This is a genomic window from uncultured Clostridium sp. (assembly GCF_934754915.1).
In the GTDB taxonomy this organism is placed as follows: Bacteria; Bacillota; Clostridia; order Clostridiales; family Clostridiaceae; genus Clostridium.
Map to the genome: position 1 here is coordinate 1 of NZ_CAKVKB010000074.1, position 18546 is coordinate 18546.

Below are 18546 nucleotides of genomic sequence, written 5' to 3' on the forward strand. Positions count from 1 at the left end.
TTTGGGGTGATCTTCCTTTTTGCTTAAAATCAAAACTAGATATTTAGCCGATGAGCAAATATGAAATTTGCTCAATTGAAATGTATATATAAAAAAGCATATGCTTCAACAGAAGGATTTATAGGTATAAATCCATATCCTGATAAAATAGAATATATTATGATTCCAGATTCATGTTTTTATGAATTTATTAAATTAGATGATATATACAAAGAAAATCCCAAAACTTATCTTATAAATGAAGTAAATAAAAATGAAAATTATGAAATTGTTCTTACTACAATAAATGGGTTGTATAGATACAGACTTGGTGATATTGTAAAAGTTACGGGATTTTATAATGATACGTCTAAAATAAAATTCCTTTTCAGAAAAAACATGCTTTTAAACATGGTTTCAGAAAAAACAACTGAAAATCATGTAAATGCAGCGCTGATGCAGGTAATAAAAAATTATAATCTTAACATTATAGATTATACAACTTATGCAGACAATGGTGTTACTCCAGGAAGATATATTTTTTATCTTGAAATGGAAAACTTTAATTGCAAATATGGAATAGACATGTTTGAAAGTGAATTAGACAAACAACTTATGAAATGCAATCCTGCATATGAACGTTTCAGAAAAAGCAAAAGACTTCAAAGATTGAAAGTCAAGTTTGTAAAAAGAGGAACTTTTAAAAAATATAAAGATAATATTTTAAAAACAGGAGTTTCTGGAAATCAGATAAAAATACCTAGAGTTATAAAAAGCAAGGATATTATAGAAAAATTGTAGTATAAATAAAATGTATGTATTAAAAATCCTTTATCTAATGATAAAATGAGACTGGAAACACTTAATTTCCAGCCTCATTTTTAAGAGTATTATGTATTATTAATGAGAAAAATATATTACATTAAAAATTTAAGTATGAATATAATACCTACTATAACTGTAGTTATACTTATGTCTTTTCTTTTTCCAGAACATAATTTTAATAATATGTATGAAATAACTCCAAATACTATTCCATCAGATATACTATAAGCAAGAGGCATCATTATTATAGTTAAGAATGCTGGAATAGCTTCTGTAAAGTCATTTAATTCTATTTCTTTTATTGGCTCAATCATAAATAGTCCAACTAATACTAATGCTGAACATGTTACAGCAGAAGTTATTGCTCCAAATAAAGGTGCAAAGAATAATGATAATAAGAACATAAATGATGTTGATACAGCTGTAAGTCCTGTTCTACCACCTTCAGCAACGCCTGCAGCACTTTCAACATATGTACTTACTGTGCTAGTTCCTACACATGCTCCAAATGTAGTTCCTATTGCATCTGCAAATAAAGCTTTTTTTATGTTTGGAACTTTTCCATTTTCATCAAGCATCTTTGATTTTGTAGCTACTCCTACTAAAGTACCTATAGTATCAAACATATCCATAAATAGTAATGTAAATAAAACTATTACCATATCAAATGAAAAAATGTTATGCCATTCAAATTGAAATAATAATGAACTAAATGATGGCGGCATACTTGCTATACTTGAAGGAACTGTAGTCACTCCAAAAGGAATGCCAATAATAGCTGTTATTATCATTCCTATAAATAATGCACCCTTCACATTTCTCACATATAATATACCCGTTAATAATATACCTATTATAGCTAAAAGACCTGACCCACTAGTTATATTCCCTAATGCTAATATTGTTCCGCCGTCTTCAGGGTGAACAACAATACCCGCACCTTGAAGTCCAACTAATGCAATAAATAATCCAATACCTACAGAAATAGCTTTTTTAATGTTATCTGGAATTGAATCAACTATTGCTTCACGCACATTAAATAAAGTAAGTAATATAAAGATAAGTCCTTCTAAAAATACTGCTGTTAATGCAAATTCATAAGAATATCCCATACCTAATACTACTGTATAAGCAAAAAATGCATTAAGTCCCATACCTGGCGCCTGTGCAAATGGAAGTTTTGCATATATTCCCATAATAAGTGTTGCTACAACTGATGATAAAGCTGTTGCAGTAAATACTGCACCACTATCCATTCCTGCTGCTGACAAAATAGACGGATTTACAATTAATATGTAAGCCATAGTCATAAAAGTCGTAAGACCAGCAATAAATTCTGTCTTAGCATTCGTATTATTTTTGCTTAAACCGAAATAATTGTCTACTTTGCCGTTTTTCTTAAATAAGTTTTTCATATTCTCACTCTTTCGTATATTAAATTGTTACTTAACTATAGTAAATTATATTTTTAAATCAAGCAATAGTTTTGTCGAATATTTTTTTATATTTTTCTTTCTTTTTTTCGTATTTTTTTCTTTAAATAACAAACAACGCGAATATGATTAAATTTTATACTAAAAATATTGTATAAAAAGGTAAGTTTATTAATTAACATCCACCTTTTTGACACTATTCATTTGTCATCTTATATATATAATAAATATTTGTAAATACTATAATTACATTAACTATTGCTACAGGATAAGCTTTTATAGTAAAACCATAAAAGGTAAATAAAAGACTTCCCAAAAGATTTATAAATCTCAGCTTCACTATATTCTTCATAAACATTGATATACCTATAAGAATAGATGCTGCATATCCTACATATTCTATCCAAGGGACATTAAACATAATTTCACGCCTTTCATAGTAGTATCTCTATGTAGTATGCGTTAATTTATTTTATTTATTACTATTGCTTCGAATATTTTTACTTCTGGCCTAAAATAAGAGCACTTTGCTTAGGTATACTTATATTACCAGAAGCAAAAATTTCATCATTAAATAAATCTGATCTTTTCTCATTCACTAGTAACTGCCACTTTCCTTCAGGCAGATTTAAATTTAAATCATTCAAACTGCTGTTATATGCAATAAATAATTTTTTAAATATATCTTTTGAGTCTGGATCATTTAATAGTGTATAGCAAACTAAATTATCATGTTTAGTATCTTTAAAATCATAACGTTCTAAATTTTCATTTTTCATGCTATGAAGAGCAGTAAAATTCTTACGTAATTTTATAATACCTTTATAATAATTTACTAAGTCTTCATATTCATAAACCCTCTTCCAATCAATCATATTTAATTCTGGCGATAAATCAAAGCTGTTGTCTTCTCCCTGCTTTGTACGAGCAAATTCCTCTCCAGCTTGGAAGAAGTTAATTCCTTGACATGTAAATACAATGGATGCAGAAAGCTTATTTAATCTTATAAGCTCCTCATCATATTTATTATAATCTTTCATTTCTCTTAATGTTTCCATTAATTTATCATAAAGTGTGAAGTTATCATGTGCAGAAACATATGAAATTATCTGTTTTGGAGAATGAGGTAAATATTCATTATTACCACTGCACCATGCAAGTACACTAGACTTTATCTTGTCTTCAAATCCAATTCCTCCATTAATAAATCCAGGTACTTCTCCATAAAACACATGTCCTTTTATTGAATCCCTAGTGTCATCACAGAATATGCTTACGTTTTCATCCAATAAATTCACATTCTTCTTCAAGGCAGGCACAGCTTTTTTATCCATAGCTGTTTCTCCTGCAGCCCATGGCTCTCCATACATTATTATATTCTCACCATCTGGAAGTTCATTTAATGCTTTTCTTATAGCATTCATAGTTTCCACATCATGAAGACCCATTAAATCAAATCTAAAACCATCAATATGGTATTCTTCTGCCCAGTATAAAACGGAATTAATCATATAATTTCTATACATTATTCTGTCGCTTGCAGTATCATTTCCACATGCCGAACCATCTGAAAGTGTGCCATCGTCATTTACTCTGTAATAATAATATGGAACTACCTTTTGTAGTGAAGTATCTAGATTATAGGTATGATTATATACAACATCCATTACCACCTTTAAACCAGCTTTATGAATAGCCTGTACCATTTCTTTGAATTCCTTTATTCTTACCTTTCCATCAAAAGGATTTGTTGAATAAGAGCCTTCTGGTACATTATAATTTACTGGATCATATCCCCAGTTAAACTGGCTTTCATCTTTTGAACCTTCATCTACCGAACCATAATCAAAACAAGGTAATAAATGTACATGTGTTATGCCAAGGGATTTCAAATAATCTATACCTGTTTTATGAATTCCATCATTGTTTAATGTAGTTCCAGTCTGTGTGAAAGCAAGATATTTACCTCTATATTCATCTTTTATTCCACTAGCCTTATCAAAGGAAAAATCCTTAATATGAAGCTCATATATAACTGGACATTCATTATTTCTATCTCTAGCATAATCTTCATCCCATCCATCAGGGTTAGTATCACTTAAATCAACTATCATGCTCCTCTTTCCATTTACTCCACATGCTATACTGTACGGATCATTAGTAATATTAATAGAACCATTTACATATACCTTGTAATCATAATACAGACCATTTAAATCTCCATTTAATGTCTTTACCCACGTTCCATATTTGTGGGATTCCAACTCATATGAAGTAATAATATCATGTTCATTATAATTTCCGCTCTTATATAAATTCAAAATAATTTTTTCTGCAGTTGGTGCCCATATCTTAAATACAGTTTTTTCTCTGCTATAAGTAATACCTAAATCATTATTTGAGTATGTGTATTTATTTATAAATTCATTTGATGAATAAAGCTTTTTTAATTCAATAGGACTTAACATGTTTTTTCTCCTTTTAATTCAATTAATTTATATACTTTTAATATTTCACCTACGCTCCAAGCTTGAGCAAAACATCCTTTTGATATTGATGGATTTTCACCATCATATACTTCTGGAAGCTGGCCTATACACCCTTCTCTTAAAGCAGATTCCATAACTTCTAATTGATTTTTAACTATTTCTAAAGATTCATTGGAGTATTCATTTACCTTTAAATAAGCCATATAATATGCGCCAAGTGGATATACCCACGTTGTACCCTGATGATAAGCTAAATCTCTATCATATTGAACTCCACCATAAAATCCCTTAAATTCAGGATCATCACATGACAAGGTTCTTAATCCATATGGAGTATACAATTTTTTAAATACAGTATCTACTACTTTTATTTCTCTTTCATGAGGCAATATGGAAAAGTGCCCTGATACAGCCCATATTTGATTACATCTAATTTGATTATCATAATTATGTCCTGATACTACATCCTTTAAGCATGACTTTTCTTCATTCCAGAACTTTTCATTAAAACTTTGTTTTACTTTAACAGCTAGTGATTCATAAGCACTTACGTCTTTTCCTAAAATCTTGCCTAGAACAGCCATTACATTTAAAGCATTATACCAGTAAGCATTAATTTCCACTGGTTTGCCATGTCTTGGAGTTGGAAGTATATCATTAATCCTTACATCCATCCAAGTAACTTGATCTAAGTTACTTCCAGCTTCTATGAGACCATCACAATCCATTTTTATATTAAAATCAGTACCGTTTTTATACCAATATATTATATCTTCCATGACAACATAGGCTTCTTTTATAAACTCAATATCCTCTGTCAAAGTATAGTATTCATAAACTGTATTTATAAATAAGAGTGAAGCATCTGCAGTATTGTACATTGCACTATTTTCACCTTCAGGGAAGAGGTTTGGCATAATTCCTTTTCTGCAGTACTGCATAAATGTCCTTAATATACTTTTAGCACATTCAAAATCATTTACTGCAAGTGTAAGCCCAGGTAATGCAATCATAGTATCTCTTCCCCAGTCAGTAAAGAATGGATATCCTGCTATAATGGTCTTTCCACCTGTAGATTCTCTGCTTACTATAAAATCATTCGCAGCTTTTACCAACATTTTCCCAATTTCACTTTTTACTTTACTTCTATTAATCAATTCCTTATTGTAATTAATAGAATTTTCTATTATTTCATCAATTGTTTCTGTTATTATTTCTGTACTATAAATAACGTAAAATTCTTTTTTTGATTTTGGCTCTATAATAAACTCTATATTATGATTGTAAGCATTGCATCCTATTTTGTCCCTGCCATCTCTTTCATCATGAGAATATAAAATATCCTGAATAAACTTAGTTTCAAATGTAATTACTTCACCATTAGTTTTAAAATTTAAAGTAATATCATTGCTTGAAATTTTATTATCATCCACATTGAACTTTTGATTTTTACTAAGTAAGCTGCCTTTTGGAACAAATTCTAAATATGGAGTTAATATTAGTTTAGCTTCATTATGTGTAAAATTAATTACTTCATATTTAACACCTACAGTATTTTCCCCATGTTTCATTGCAATAGTCTTATTCACTTCTAATCCATATACATCATATGTCCACTTTGGAATATACTCAAATTCAAATCTGCTTTCATAAAAAAAGCCGGTTCTATTTAACTTTGAATTTAAATATTCCTGGCTTGATAAATCATATAAGTTTTTATTTACTTCTAAAGTTTCACCTATATTAGGAATTAAATTATACCTGTTATTAGGTGCTTTTAAACATGCCATTAAAATGGCATGATCATTTCTTGCATTAGAACCAATCATAGTTAGGGAAGAAAAACCACCTAATCCATTTGTTAGGAGAAAGCAGTTTTCTTGTCCTCTTTCTATTGAACTCCAGTCATTTTTTCCATATATAAATTTCATATATTAATCCTTTCTACTATTCATATTTATTTCATCTCTAACTTCACTTGTAACTATATCTCCACCTTGCTTGTACCATTCCGAAACAAATTTATCAAAATAATCAATAGGTTCTTCACCTGTTATTATTTTCAAATATGCCTGCTTTTCTAATTCTTTTAATTTCCACCATACTTTTGACATTGTTTTTGTTTCTTTATTGAAAAAGTATGTTTGAACATTATTAATATTTGAATTAACTAGAAGTGATGTAGCGCTAATTCTTGATGTATATGCAGCCCAATCTTCAACAGATGCTTCATTTGGATTTTCTAAATATCTTTTGCATTGCTCATAGTAGGAATATTCAATGAGCTGAAGATCATCTACATCTTTTTTACCATTTAAAACATCAGTTATATTTTTATATCCTTCAACTAAAGCATCTTTATAATCTATGTTTATTGCAAATGGTCTAGCTGTAGGATCTACATTATTAACATAATATTGTTTTATCTCATGAGCTTCTTTATTGCTGCTGTTAAAATAATCAAATAATACACTACATTCTTTCATAACAATTTCTGGATGCTCATAACCTTTTCTTACAACAATGAACTTGTTACTTGGATTTTGTGAACAAAAGCTTGTGCTTCCATCTTCATTTGTAGGAATCATAAAAGGTTCCCATTTAGCACTGCTATCATAATTCAAAGAATTCATTAAAGGATTATTAGGTGACCACCATAAACCAAAAAATGCACCACATTGTCCCTGCTCAATTATATCTTTTATATTATTTTGATTACGTAATAGAAATTGTTTATCTAATATTCCACTACTATACAATTGATTCAAATATGATAAAGCTTTTTTAGATTCATTTTGAACAGAACCATAAACTAAATCTCCTTCTGCATTTTTAATCCACTGATCAGGATAAGAGCCAAATAAAGAAAAAATCACATCAACTTTTCCAGTATTACTATATCCTCTTTGATTTGTTACTTCTGGAAAACAAGCAAGTCCTATTGTCTTGCCTTTACCATTGTTTCCAGGGTCTTTTTCAATAAATTCTCTTATTATATTTATAGCATCATCAAATGTCTTTGGCGGTTCTAAACCAAATTTGTCCATCCAATCTTTTCTAAGCCATAACATATTAGGTCCATTATCAATATTTGTTTCAGGTAATGCCATAAGCTTTCCATCAAAAGTTACATTGTCTAAAATTTCATCACCATAACTTTTATAAATATCTTTTATTCTTTCACTAGCACACCTTTCATAAACATCACTTAAATCTTCTATCATATCATTTTCAACAAGAAGTTTTAAATATGAATAATCGTCAACAACCATAATATCTGGGATATTGTTTTCTGAAATAGCCATATTAAGCATATTATCATAATTATTATCTATATTTTCGAATACATCTTTATTTTGTATATTTAGCTTATTTTTCAAATATCTAGTATATGCATTATTTTCATAAGTATCATTTTCTGGCATGTTAGAATTGTTTTCTCCTGCCATTTTACCTAGTGTATAAGTAATAGTTTCAGGATATCTTCCAAATGGTGTATTGCATGCTTCTTCATATTGGGCATCTATTTCTTTCTGATTATGAAATGATTGGGTGCTATCATAACACCCAATCATATTTTGTAATATATATAATAATGCAAATATCAAAATTAAAGGCTTTTTCATATTTATTCCTCCCAGAACCAGTAATCTGTCATATTTTATATAATACACCAAATTATGCTCTGTAACAATATTTTTCTAACCTTTTACAGCACCTGCACTACCTTGTGTATAGTATTTCTGTATTGAACAGAATAAAATTGCTATTGGTATTGAAACTAAAACTGCACCTGCCGCAAATCTTGTATAGAAATTAGTTATATTTTCCTTAGTAAGCATATTCCATAATCCAATTGCTACTGTGTAATATTGAGTATCTGTACCACAAATAACTTTTGCAAATATGAAATCTATCCAAGGAGCTATAAATGCTGTAACTATAGTTTGTACTATAATTGGCTTAGATAATGGTATAGTAATCTTTGTGAAAATCTGCCATCTTGTACATCCATCTATGATAGCTGCTTCATCAATTGCTTTTGGAATTGTATCAAAGAATCCTTTTGCTACAAAGAATGTAATACCAGTTCCTCCCGAATATACTAGAACTAATGATACTAGCTTTAATGCTCCCTCTGTAAGCCCCATAGCTTTTAAGATATAATAAACTGCAATCATTGTTAAGAATCCTGGGAACATACCAAGTATTAATGATATATCCATAAGTCTTCTTCTCATTTTAAATCTCATCCTTGACATTACATAAGCAACTGATAGTACAAAGAATGTAGAAACAATGCAGCTGAATATTGCTACAACGAATGTATTGCAGAACCATCTAGGGAAATTGAATAAATCAGTTTCTGTAAATAGTCGTACGTAATTATCTATTGTATATGTTTTAGGTAAGAATGTTGATGTATATGCGCCGCTCTCACCTCTAAATGAGATCAAAATAACCCAGGCTATTGGAAGTACCCATATGAAAACTAAAACTGCAAGTATTATGTGCACTATTAAATTTGTTAATGCTTTTCTGCTCTTCATTATTGGAATCCCTCCTCATTTTTATAAGATCCTGTTCTCTTAAATACTACTAGTGCAGAAACTGCTGATATTATAAATATAAATATAGATATAACAGCACCTAAATTGTAGTCTTTTTGTTCAATAGTCAATTTATATAACCATGTAACAAGTAAGTCTGTTTTACCAGCTGACATTTTGTAATAATCCATAGTTGCTGGTGCACCACCTGTTAACAAATAAATTACATTGAAGTTATTAATATTAGCAACAAAATCAGTAATTAATTTTGGTGCAGTTACAAATAACATGTATGGTAATGTAATTTTGAAGAATATAACAACTGTATTTGCTCCATCAACTCTTGCTGCTTCGTATAAATCTTCTGGTATATTTTGAAGGATACCTGTCATTGTTAAAATACCATAAGGAATACCTACCCATAAGTTAACAATTATAAGAGTTACACGAGCCCAAGTAACGTCTGTCCAGAATGGGAGCGACTGACCTTGTGCCAAGAAACCTAAGTTTCTAAGTAATACATTTACAGCACCTTCTGGTTGAAGCATTGTATTCATAATTAATAATGATACAAATTGTGGCACTGCTATAGATAATACAAATCCAAATCTCCAGAATGATTTAAATTTAGTTCCTTTACGGTTAATAACTAATGCTACTATCATAGAAAAGAAGTAATTTAAGAATGTTGCAAAGAATGCCCATACAACTGTCCATCCAAGAACACTCCAGAATGTACGTCCTAGTTCACCTGAAAAATCTAATACTTGGCTAAAGTTTGTTAATCCAATCCAGTGAAATAAGTTTCCAGGTGGCTGATGATCTCTATCATAATTTGTAAATGCCATAGTCATCATAAAGACAACTGGAATAATTGTAAATAATATAATACCCATTGAAGGAAAGAACAATAATGTTTTGTGAAGATTGCCATCAAGATATGTTAACATTTCCTCCTTGAATGAAGGAATATGTTGATTTCTCTCACTTTTAACTTGTACTTTATATGCAGATTTTACTCCTGCTCTCCATATTATAACAAATGCTGCTATCAAGAAGAATGTTGCAACACCATATAATAAAATAAGCATTGAGTTATCGCCTATTACATATTCATATACCTGTTTAGATTCATTGAAAACTTCACCTGTTTCCTTTGTACCAAGTGATCCTAACATATATATTGAATTAAGACCTGTAGTCAACATTTGAATTATAAATAATATTTCTGTTAATAAAAATAAGATACCTTTTATATACTCTTTGTGAGCAAGGTTTCCAGCACCTAGTATAAACATTGATAGCTTAGTAAACTTGTCACCATGTTTAAATGCATTTGAAACCGTATATTCTGCATTTAATTTATCTGTTGCAGATATTTTCTTTGAAGGCTCTTTTGGTTTTTGTTTTTTCACCTTAAAATTCCTCCTTTTTAATATAAGGAGCCTTAAGATAAGGCTCCAATATAAGATAAAATATTACTAAAGACTATTTGTTCATGCTTGCTCCCATATCTTTTGTCTTTTGGTCAGCATTGTCTAAAGTTACATCTCCTTGGATAATTGATTTACCCATTGCTTCTGCTGGACTCCAATAGTTATCCATCTTCTTAACCATTGGCTGAGTCTTTGAAGCATTGTTTATTTCTGCAATAACAGCTGAAGCAACTATATCATTCTTAACTGCGTCTGATTCTGTAACTGATTTCCATGTTGGTACATATCCTCTAACTTCAAAGTGTAATTTTTGTGATTCTTCTCCGCCTAAGTATGCTGCAAGGGCAACTGCTACTTCCATGTTCTTACACTTAGGGTTAACACCAACTGCTTTTGAACCTGCAAATGATTTTAATTGTTTTTGTTGTCCATCTAGAGTTATAGTTGGAAGCTGAGTTACTCCCATGTTATCTCCTAAAGCTTTTTTAATAGCATCTGCATCCCAAGAACCGGTTGTAAATGCACCTAATTTACCATCTGTAAACTTACTTAATGAAGCTCCTGTTGAATCTGCTGGCTCACAGAAATATTTAGGATTGTTCTTTAAGTTTACAAGATATTTTGTAACTTCTGGATGATCTCCAAATGTCATGCCTGCATTTTCATCTGTACCATTTTCTCCAAATAATTCTCCGCCGCCAGCATAGTAGAATGATGAAATATACCAGCTGTTATTGATAGGACATGAGAAGTTTGATACTCCATCACCTAAATCTTTAGACATCATTGTATCAAGATTTTTTACTTCATCAGCGCTAAATTTACTCTTATCATAGAATAACATGAATGTGTTTGGTGTAAATGGGAATCCATAAACTCCATCTTTATATGTTACTGAGTTAATCATTGCTTCACTGTTGTTTTCTTTCATTTCATCAACATATTTACCACCAAGTTTAGAAATAGCTCCTGCTTCAACCATACTTGGAATCTGGTCATTAGCATATAAGAAAACATCTGCTGTAGCATCTAAGTCTTTTAATGCTTCTTTATTAGCATCACCTTCTGATACTGCTGCATAATCAAATTTTATATTCCATTCTGGATGTTCTTCATTGAATTTATCACAAAGATATGGAATAATTCCATTTGAATATTTATCACTAGGAGTTTGATCTTCTTGTGGTGCCCATACCTTTAATGTAATAGTTCCATCTGAACTATCAGAACCTGAAGAACTACTGCTTGCTGTGCTTGATGATCCACATCCTAACATACAAGTGGCTGCAATTGATGCAGTTAAAATAATTGATAATACCTTTTTTACTTTCATATTTACGCCCTCTCTTCTTTTTTTGATTTCGTTTTCTGAAATCGTATTCCTGATTACAATTTAATTTTATATTTTATAAAAATTTTTAGAAACATATAAAAATTTTTAGAAACATATAAATATTTTATTTTCTTATAAATTTATAAGATTTTTCTATAATTCTGCTGGAATTTTCACTATTATTTTCGTTCCCGAACCTATTTCACTTTCTACATGCATAGTGTAATCTTCACCATAATATAGCTTTATCCTTTCATTAACGTTACGCACACCATACCCTTTAGACTTATTTGTAAGTATAGTATGGATTTTATCTTGTTCCATACCTACTCCGTTGTCTTCTACTATCAGATAAATATTATTATCTTTTTTGTTACCTGTTATTGTGATTATGCCTCTTCCATTTGTCTTTAAATCAATTCCATGATCTATGGCATTTTCAACAAGAGGCTGCAATATGAGATTTAAAATTTTATATTCTAATATTTCATCATTTATATTCATAACCACATCAAATTCATAGTCATGCATCATAAGCTGAATATCTAAATATGATTTTGTATTTTTAAGTTCATCTCTAATTGTGAGAATATTTTTTCCCTTATTTAAGGCTGTTCTATAAAATGTTGATAAATTTAATGTTATCTTACTTATTTCTTTTTGGTCTGCTTCAATTGCCATCCAGTTTATAAGAGATAATGTATTATATAAAAAATGAGGATTAATCTGAGCCTGAAGTGCTTTCATTTCATAATCCTTTTGTATTATCTTGCTTTCATAAACATCTTCTATCAATGATTTGATTTGGAATATCATATTTCTAAAACCTCTTATTAATGTTCCAATCTCATCTTTTCTATTACTGTTTATAGTAACATTCATATCTCCTTTTTCTACATTTTCCATATCTGCTCTAAGTTTTTCTATATCAGAAACCATAAATCGAGATAAAAATGTAGATGTAATAAATGATAATGCTATTAAAAATAATATAACTCCTGCTGTTTTGGTAAATAGACTGTTTATTGAATTATATATAAGGCTTTCTGGTTTGTATAAGATAATTGACCATGCTTCACAATTTGAATTACATTCAACTATTGCATAGTCATTAAGTTTATTCTTTTCTTTATTCTGTTTATATTCATCATAAGTCATCTGCATATATTTATTTTTATCTTCAAATCTGGATACTTCTAATATGTTATTTCCGTCTTTATCCACTACGAATATACCATAGTTGGAATCTTTCATATTATTAAATGATTCAAATAGCTTGCTATAATCAACATCTAGATATAACACTCCAAATCCTGAATCTAAATGCAAGGTAGGCATGTTTCTAGCGGAAAATGCTTTTCTATTTTCCTTTGATACATACCAGTGAATATTGCTATTATCATTTAAATCTGAAAACCACTCTTCATTCTCTATATCTGATATAGGAGCAATTGTAGTATCGTGTTTTACTATGTCTTCCCTGGCATATATAGTAACCCTATTAATATCACTGTGAAAATATTTAAGTGAAGATAAAATTGGATCAAGCATACTAGAAAACTGGTCATACATCTCATAATAGCTTTGATAATTATGACTTACCACATTTGATACTGTCTGATTAAATCCAATATAGTCCGATAAATTATTGTATATCCTGAGCTGGTTGTCCATATTCGAAACCGCTTGAGATAAATAGTTCTGTATATTTGCCTTTTCTTGATTTATTACTATTTCCTTTGTCTGGTTATACCATATAATTGATAGAACAGCTATAGGCATAAACCCAAGCAGAATATAGGTCAAAAGAAGTTTATATCTGAATTTTAAATCACTTATGATATTACTAATCTTCATTTAAAGACTCACCTTCGCTTCTATATTTCTGAGGACTAATTCCAAAATATTCACGAAAGCTCTGACAAAAATAAGATACATTTCTATATCCTACAGCATAACTTATATTAACTATTTTATCGTAACTGTTTTCAAGAAGATCTTTAGCTTTATTCATTCTACATGCTTTTATGTACTTGCTTATATTCTGTCCAGTTTCTTTTTTAAATACATAACTCAAATAGCTTGGTGCAAGACATACATTAGCAGCTAATGTATCAACACTTAAATCTTTTTCATAATTTTCCATGATGAATTTTTTTACACTTTCAATTTCCTTGTGAACTAAAGAAGTATTATTTGTTTCACACTGACTCAACTTGTTAATATAGCCATTTACAATACTTATGACATTAGTAAAATCGGTTGATCTATATAATCTTGTTATATCCTCTTTAAAATCACTTTCTTTAATATCTTTCATACTCTTATACAATTCTTTTAAAATCTCTGAAAAGATAAATTTAAGATAAATCTGAGAAATACTATTTTCTTTACTATATTTGCTACATAATAAATTGAAATCTTTCTTTAGGTTATCAATATTTTTAACCTTAATATCCTGTTTTATTGATTTCATTATATTATCATCACTGACATCTTCAGCATCCTTAGAATCATCATCCATAAATACATAAATATTTGTATAATAGAATTTCTTTTCCACAGTTAATTCCATCTTTTTAAAACATTCTGATATGTCCCTTATATCCTTTATTTCTTGACCAATACTCACATAACAATTCATGCGGAATTTATCATATACAACATCGTGTATATTAATTCCTATTTCTTTTATTCTATTTATATCATTGTCTATTTTATTGAAGATAAGCAGGGCCTGTCTCAAATTTAAATTTAAGTATTGAAATTCATAATTAATTTTTTCATGAATAAATTTTTCAAAATCCACTTCACTTTGTCCAAAGAAATCATAGTTAAATTCAATTAAAAACATTCGGTTATACGATTTCAAAAAGTCTAAATCCATAATATTCTTAGTTTTATGTATAAGTTCTTCATATTTCATACCGTTAACTAGAGAATATAATATATGTTCCTTCATAAAATCTATATTCTTAATTTTTCTATTTTTTTCCTCATTTTCTCTATTTATATCCTTTATAATCCTTAGTATAGTTTCTTCAAACTCTTTTGGATCAACAGGTTTTAATATGTAATTTAACACCCCCATCTTAGTAGCAAATTTAGCATATTCAAATTCCTCATATCCGCTGAATATAACAATTTTATTTTTCATATTATTTTTCTTAACTTCATTTATTAACTGTATTCCATCCATAAATGGCATTTTTATATCAGTAAACAATATATCAACATTGTTTTTTTGAAGAAACTCTAAAGCTTCTTTACCATTTGATGCTTCGTAAATTTCTAACTTTACTCCAATTTGTTTTAACAGAAACTTTATTCCTCTTCTTTCTATTTTTTCATCATCTACAATTAATATACTATACATTACTATCACATCCTGTTTTCATAAGTTCACCCACAAATTCTTATATTGGTTTAATTTACAATTAATATTAATGTAACTATATTTTAACATATAATAGTATTATTTAACAAAGATTATTTATACTGAATAGTAATATGAATACATAGAAATAGTGAATTTCTTCTATTGTCACCAAATCCCATATAATATCATAAATCATATTGTAAAATTAATTATTAATTGAAGTGAACTAATATGAGCATTGTAAGTAAAGCATTCTATAAAGGATTGATACTTGAAGGTAATGAAATGCAGAAGAATTTTAATGAATACACTAAAATCCCTCTTCAAAAAAGTAGGGAAATCCTTTTTGAAATAATAAATGAAAATAAAAATACTTTATATGGTCAAAATCATAAATTTGAAAATATTGAATCTATTAATGACTTTAAAGTTCAAGTTAAACTAAACGACTATAGTGATTTTGAACAGCTTATTCTTATGGAATCAAAAGGACAGAAAAATATATTAACAAAGGAAGATGTGGAATATTTCGGCCATTCATCAGGAACTACTGGAGGACAAAAACTTTTGCCAATAACTAAATCCAGCAGAAATTTGACTTTAAAACTTAATGGTATCCTATGTCAAAAATTTGTTTACGATCGTTTTAAAAATCAATGGACATATGGAAAAGGCACTATGCTTGTTGATATGAACAGCGGAACAAAATCTAAAGGTGGAATGAATGTCACTTCTGCTTCTTCAGGAGGAATGCGCAGGATTAAGAGAATATCAGAATATGTATGGACTTCACCTATTGAAGTTATGGAATTAGAAGATAAAAATACTGCATTTTATCTTCATGTTTTATTTGCACTAAAGGAAAAAGATCTCATGTATATAGGTGGACTTTTTATATCTTCAATATTAGATTTTGATGAATTATATTATTAAAAAACGGAATAACTAAATCTTAAAGATTTTAAGCTATTCCGCCATAATTATGATTTTACTTAAGTTTTTTTAATTTATATATATAATACATGTTTGTAAATACAATAACTATATTGACTATAGCAACAGGATATGCTTTTATTATAAAACCATAAATTGAAAATAATAAACTTCCTATTAAATTTATCAATCTCAATTTTACCATATTTTTCATAAACATAGAGATTCCTATTAATATAGATGCTGCATATCCTATGTATTCTACCCATGAGACATTAAACATAAATTCACCGCCTTCATAATAAATTAGAAGAACCTTCTAATTATTAGTTTGGCTGACTTATTATGTTTTTATTATGATAATTAAAAATAAAGCATTTAGAAAATTCAATGAATATTTTAATTTTTATTATTTTTTTGTTTTATATAAAAGCTTATTATATCCATCAAAAAAGTTTTCACTGACAATTGGAACAACATCAATTACTAAAGCTGAACTTCCAGAAATTTCTTTTATAGCCTTTTTAACCAGTTCTGTAGCTTGAATATCTTCAATATCTGTGTCAAAAAGAACTCTTATTCCTTTAGTTTTCTTATATTTAAATACTTGTTTATTCTGTATTTTTATATTTTCAACAGCATGTATAATATCATCTTTTCGTCATACGCAGTTTACCAATATCATTAATATAACCCTCCTCTTTTGATTACATATAATTTATAAGAAGTATAACAACGTGAGCAGATTTACAGATAATTATGAAGCAAATCCATTTTTTATATTTTACCATTTTATGAATATCATGCAAATTAAATTTAAGGAAATATTACAACAACATTTCTCTAGATTTTTGAATAAAAATTATGCACTCAATTCCATATTATCTAAAAGCCTGTTTTTTCTCCATTTCCCTGACTTAAAATATATAAAACAGATTATAACAGAAACAGAAGAAGCTATAGGAGATGCAAGACCTGTTTTATATAATGAAGTGAAATGAACACTGCAGAAAAAATATGCTATTGGTATACGAAATAAAAATGTCGCAATAAGACTATGTATTAAAGTAAAAGTTGTATGTCCACATCCGCTAAAAAATCCATTCATACAGAATATGAAAGCTACCATTATGCAATCTATTGTATATGATTTTAGATAAACTGCAGCTTGTGTTACAACTTCAGTATCACTGGTAAATATTCTTGCAAGTATCTTACCAGAAAACTGACAAAATATAAAACATATAATGCCTATAGCAAGTGATAGAATTATTCCAATTTTAAGAGATTCTTTAGCTCTTTTTTCTTGTTTTGCAGCTATATTTTGAGCTGTCATTACTGCAATTGCAGATGAAAATGCTGTTGGTGGAATCATAAGAAAAATTATAATCTTTTCTGTAACTCCTACAGCTGCTGAGGTTGTAACTCCTAATGTATTTATTATAGCTGTTATTATTAAGAAGGATATATTAACAAGCATATCTTGAACTGCAATTGGAAGGCCTAGAATAAATATTTTTTTTAGTTTGCCCATATTTAGTTTGAAATTTTTTATAGAAATCTTTACTTTTAAGATATTTTTTCTTATTATACTAAGAACTGCTAGAAAAAGGCTTACTCCTTGAGCACTAATTGTTGCTATGGCAGCACCTTCTGCACCTGCTTTCATAATTCCAACTAAAATAAGATCCAGTATTATATTAACCATACAGGCAACTGCTACAAACTTGAGAGGAGTTTTTGAATCACCAATTCCTCTTAAAATACCACTAACTGCATTGTATCCAACAATAAAAATAATTCCCATAGAACATATGAAAATATATTCATGTGTATAAGCTATTGCTTCTGATGGAGTTTTTAAAACTGTAACAATTTTTTCTGTAAATAATGCTATTATTAGACTTAATATAACTCCAATAATAGAAAACATTATAACCATATTTCCGATTGTATCGGCAATATCCTCCTTCTTTTTAGCTCCCATATATTGTCCTATAAGAACCGTCCCTCCTGTTGTAAGGCCAACAATAATTCCTGTAATTGTCTGCATAGCCTGACTTCCAATTGCTACTGCGGAAACATTTGCAGAATCTGTAAACTGACCTACAATTATAAGATCTGCAGCTCCATAAAAAGCTTGAAGAAGATTTGCTAGTATGAAGGGAACTGCAAATTTTATCATTGTG

General features: G+C 28.9%; 14 protein-coding genes. 2 read left to right on the forward strand and 12 right to left on the reverse strand.

Annotation, left to right across the window (positions count from 1 at the left end; all coding sequences use genetic code 11):
* The first annotated feature begins 60 nt into the window (after nucleotides 1–60).
* Nucleotides 61–780 (forward strand): GH3 auxin-responsive promoter family protein, encoded by a 720-nt coding sequence (locus Q0F58_RS11710; RefSeq protein WP_294376678.1) that lies wholly within the window; start codon nucleotides 61–63, stop codon nucleotides 778–780.
* 116 nt (nucleotides 781–896) lie between these two features.
* On the opposite strand, the gene Q0F58_RS11715 is transcribed toward Q0F58_RS11710, so the two are convergent.
* The 10 genes from Q0F58_RS11715 to Q0F58_RS11760 all read right to left on the reverse strand — a co-directional run bounded on the left by Q0F58_RS11715 (nucleotide 897) and on the right by Q0F58_RS11760 (nucleotide 15421).
* Nucleotides 897–2219: an NCS2 family permease gene (locus tag Q0F58_RS11715; RefSeq protein WP_294376680.1), complete on the reverse strand. Its 1323-nt coding sequence runs from the start codon at nucleotides 2217–2219 to the stop codon at nucleotides 897–899.
* 214 nt (nucleotides 2220–2433) lie between these two features.
* A complete protein-coding gene (locus tag Q0F58_RS11720; protein ID WP_294376682.1) occupies nucleotides 2434–2658 on the reverse strand; it encodes a YgjV family protein in 225 nt (74 codons plus the stop codon).
* Nucleotides 2659–2737: 79 nt separating this feature from the next.
* On the reverse strand, nucleotides 2738–4705 hold the full coding sequence (gene pulA / locus Q0F58_RS11725; RefSeq protein WP_294376687.1) for a type I pullulanase: 1968 nt from the start codon (nucleotides 4703–4705) through the stop codon (nucleotides 2738–2740).
* A complete protein-coding gene (locus Q0F58_RS11730; protein WP_294376690.1) occupies nucleotides 4699–6657 on the reverse strand; it encodes an amylo-alpha-1,6-glucosidase in 1959 nt (652 codons plus the stop codon). Before Q0F58_RS11730 ends, pulA begins: the two co-directional genes overlap by 7 nt.
* Before the next feature lie 3 nt (nucleotides 6658–6660).
* On the reverse strand, nucleotides 6661–8352 hold the full coding sequence (locus Q0F58_RS11735) for an extracellular solute-binding protein (RefSeq protein WP_294376691.1): 1692 nt from the start codon (nucleotides 8350–8352) through the stop codon (nucleotides 6661–6663).
* Between the two features lie 75 nt (nucleotides 8353–8427).
* Nucleotides 8428–9276, reverse strand: a complete 849-nt coding sequence (locus tag Q0F58_RS11740; RefSeq protein ID WP_294376695.1) for a sugar ABC transporter permease — start codon at nucleotides 9274–9276, stop codon at nucleotides 8428–8430.
* On the reverse strand, nucleotides 9276–10691 hold the full coding sequence (locus Q0F58_RS11745; protein ID WP_294376698.1) for a carbohydrate ABC transporter permease: 1416 nt from the start codon (nucleotides 10689–10691) through the stop codon (nucleotides 9276–9278). Before Q0F58_RS11745 ends, Q0F58_RS11740 begins: the two co-directional genes overlap by 1 nt.
* A 73-nt stretch (nucleotides 10692–10764) precedes the next feature.
* Nucleotides 10765–12045: an extracellular solute-binding protein gene (locus Q0F58_RS11750; protein WP_294376700.1), complete on the reverse strand. Its 1281-nt coding sequence runs from the start codon at nucleotides 12043–12045 to the stop codon at nucleotides 10765–10767.
* Nucleotides 12046–12198: 153 nt separating this feature from the next.
* Complete coding sequence (locus Q0F58_RS11755; RefSeq protein WP_294376701.1) at nucleotides 12199–13902, reverse strand: sensor histidine kinase; 1704 nt, start codon at nucleotides 13900–13902, stop codon at nucleotides 12199–12201.
* Nucleotides 13892–15421 (reverse strand): response regulator, encoded by a 1530-nt coding sequence (locus Q0F58_RS11760; RefSeq protein WP_294376702.1) that lies wholly within the window; start codon nucleotides 15419–15421, stop codon nucleotides 13892–13894. Before Q0F58_RS11760 ends, Q0F58_RS11755 begins: the two co-directional genes overlap by 11 nt.
* Nucleotides 15422–15655: 234 nt before the next feature.
* On the opposite strand from Q0F58_RS11760, the gene Q0F58_RS11765 reads away from it, so the two are divergent.
* Complete coding sequence (locus Q0F58_RS11765) at nucleotides 15656–16357, forward strand: GH3 auxin-responsive promoter family protein (RefSeq protein WP_294376704.1); 702 nt, start codon at nucleotides 15656–15658, stop codon at nucleotides 16355–16357.
* A gap of 55 nt (nucleotides 16358–16412) precedes the next feature.
* Here the strand turns inward: Q0F58_RS11765 and Q0F58_RS11770 are convergent, their stop codons facing one another.
* Nucleotides 16413–16640 carry a YgjV family protein gene (locus tag Q0F58_RS11770; RefSeq protein ID WP_294376707.1) on the reverse strand — a complete coding sequence of 76 codons (228 nt, stop codon included), beginning with the start codon at nucleotides 16638–16640 and terminating at the stop codon, nucleotides 16413–16415.
* 579 nt (nucleotides 16641–17219) lie between these two features.
* Nucleotides 17220–18546: MATE family efflux transporter (locus Q0F58_RS11775; protein ID WP_294376710.1), on the reverse strand; the 1327-nt coding region annotated here is incomplete at its 5' end.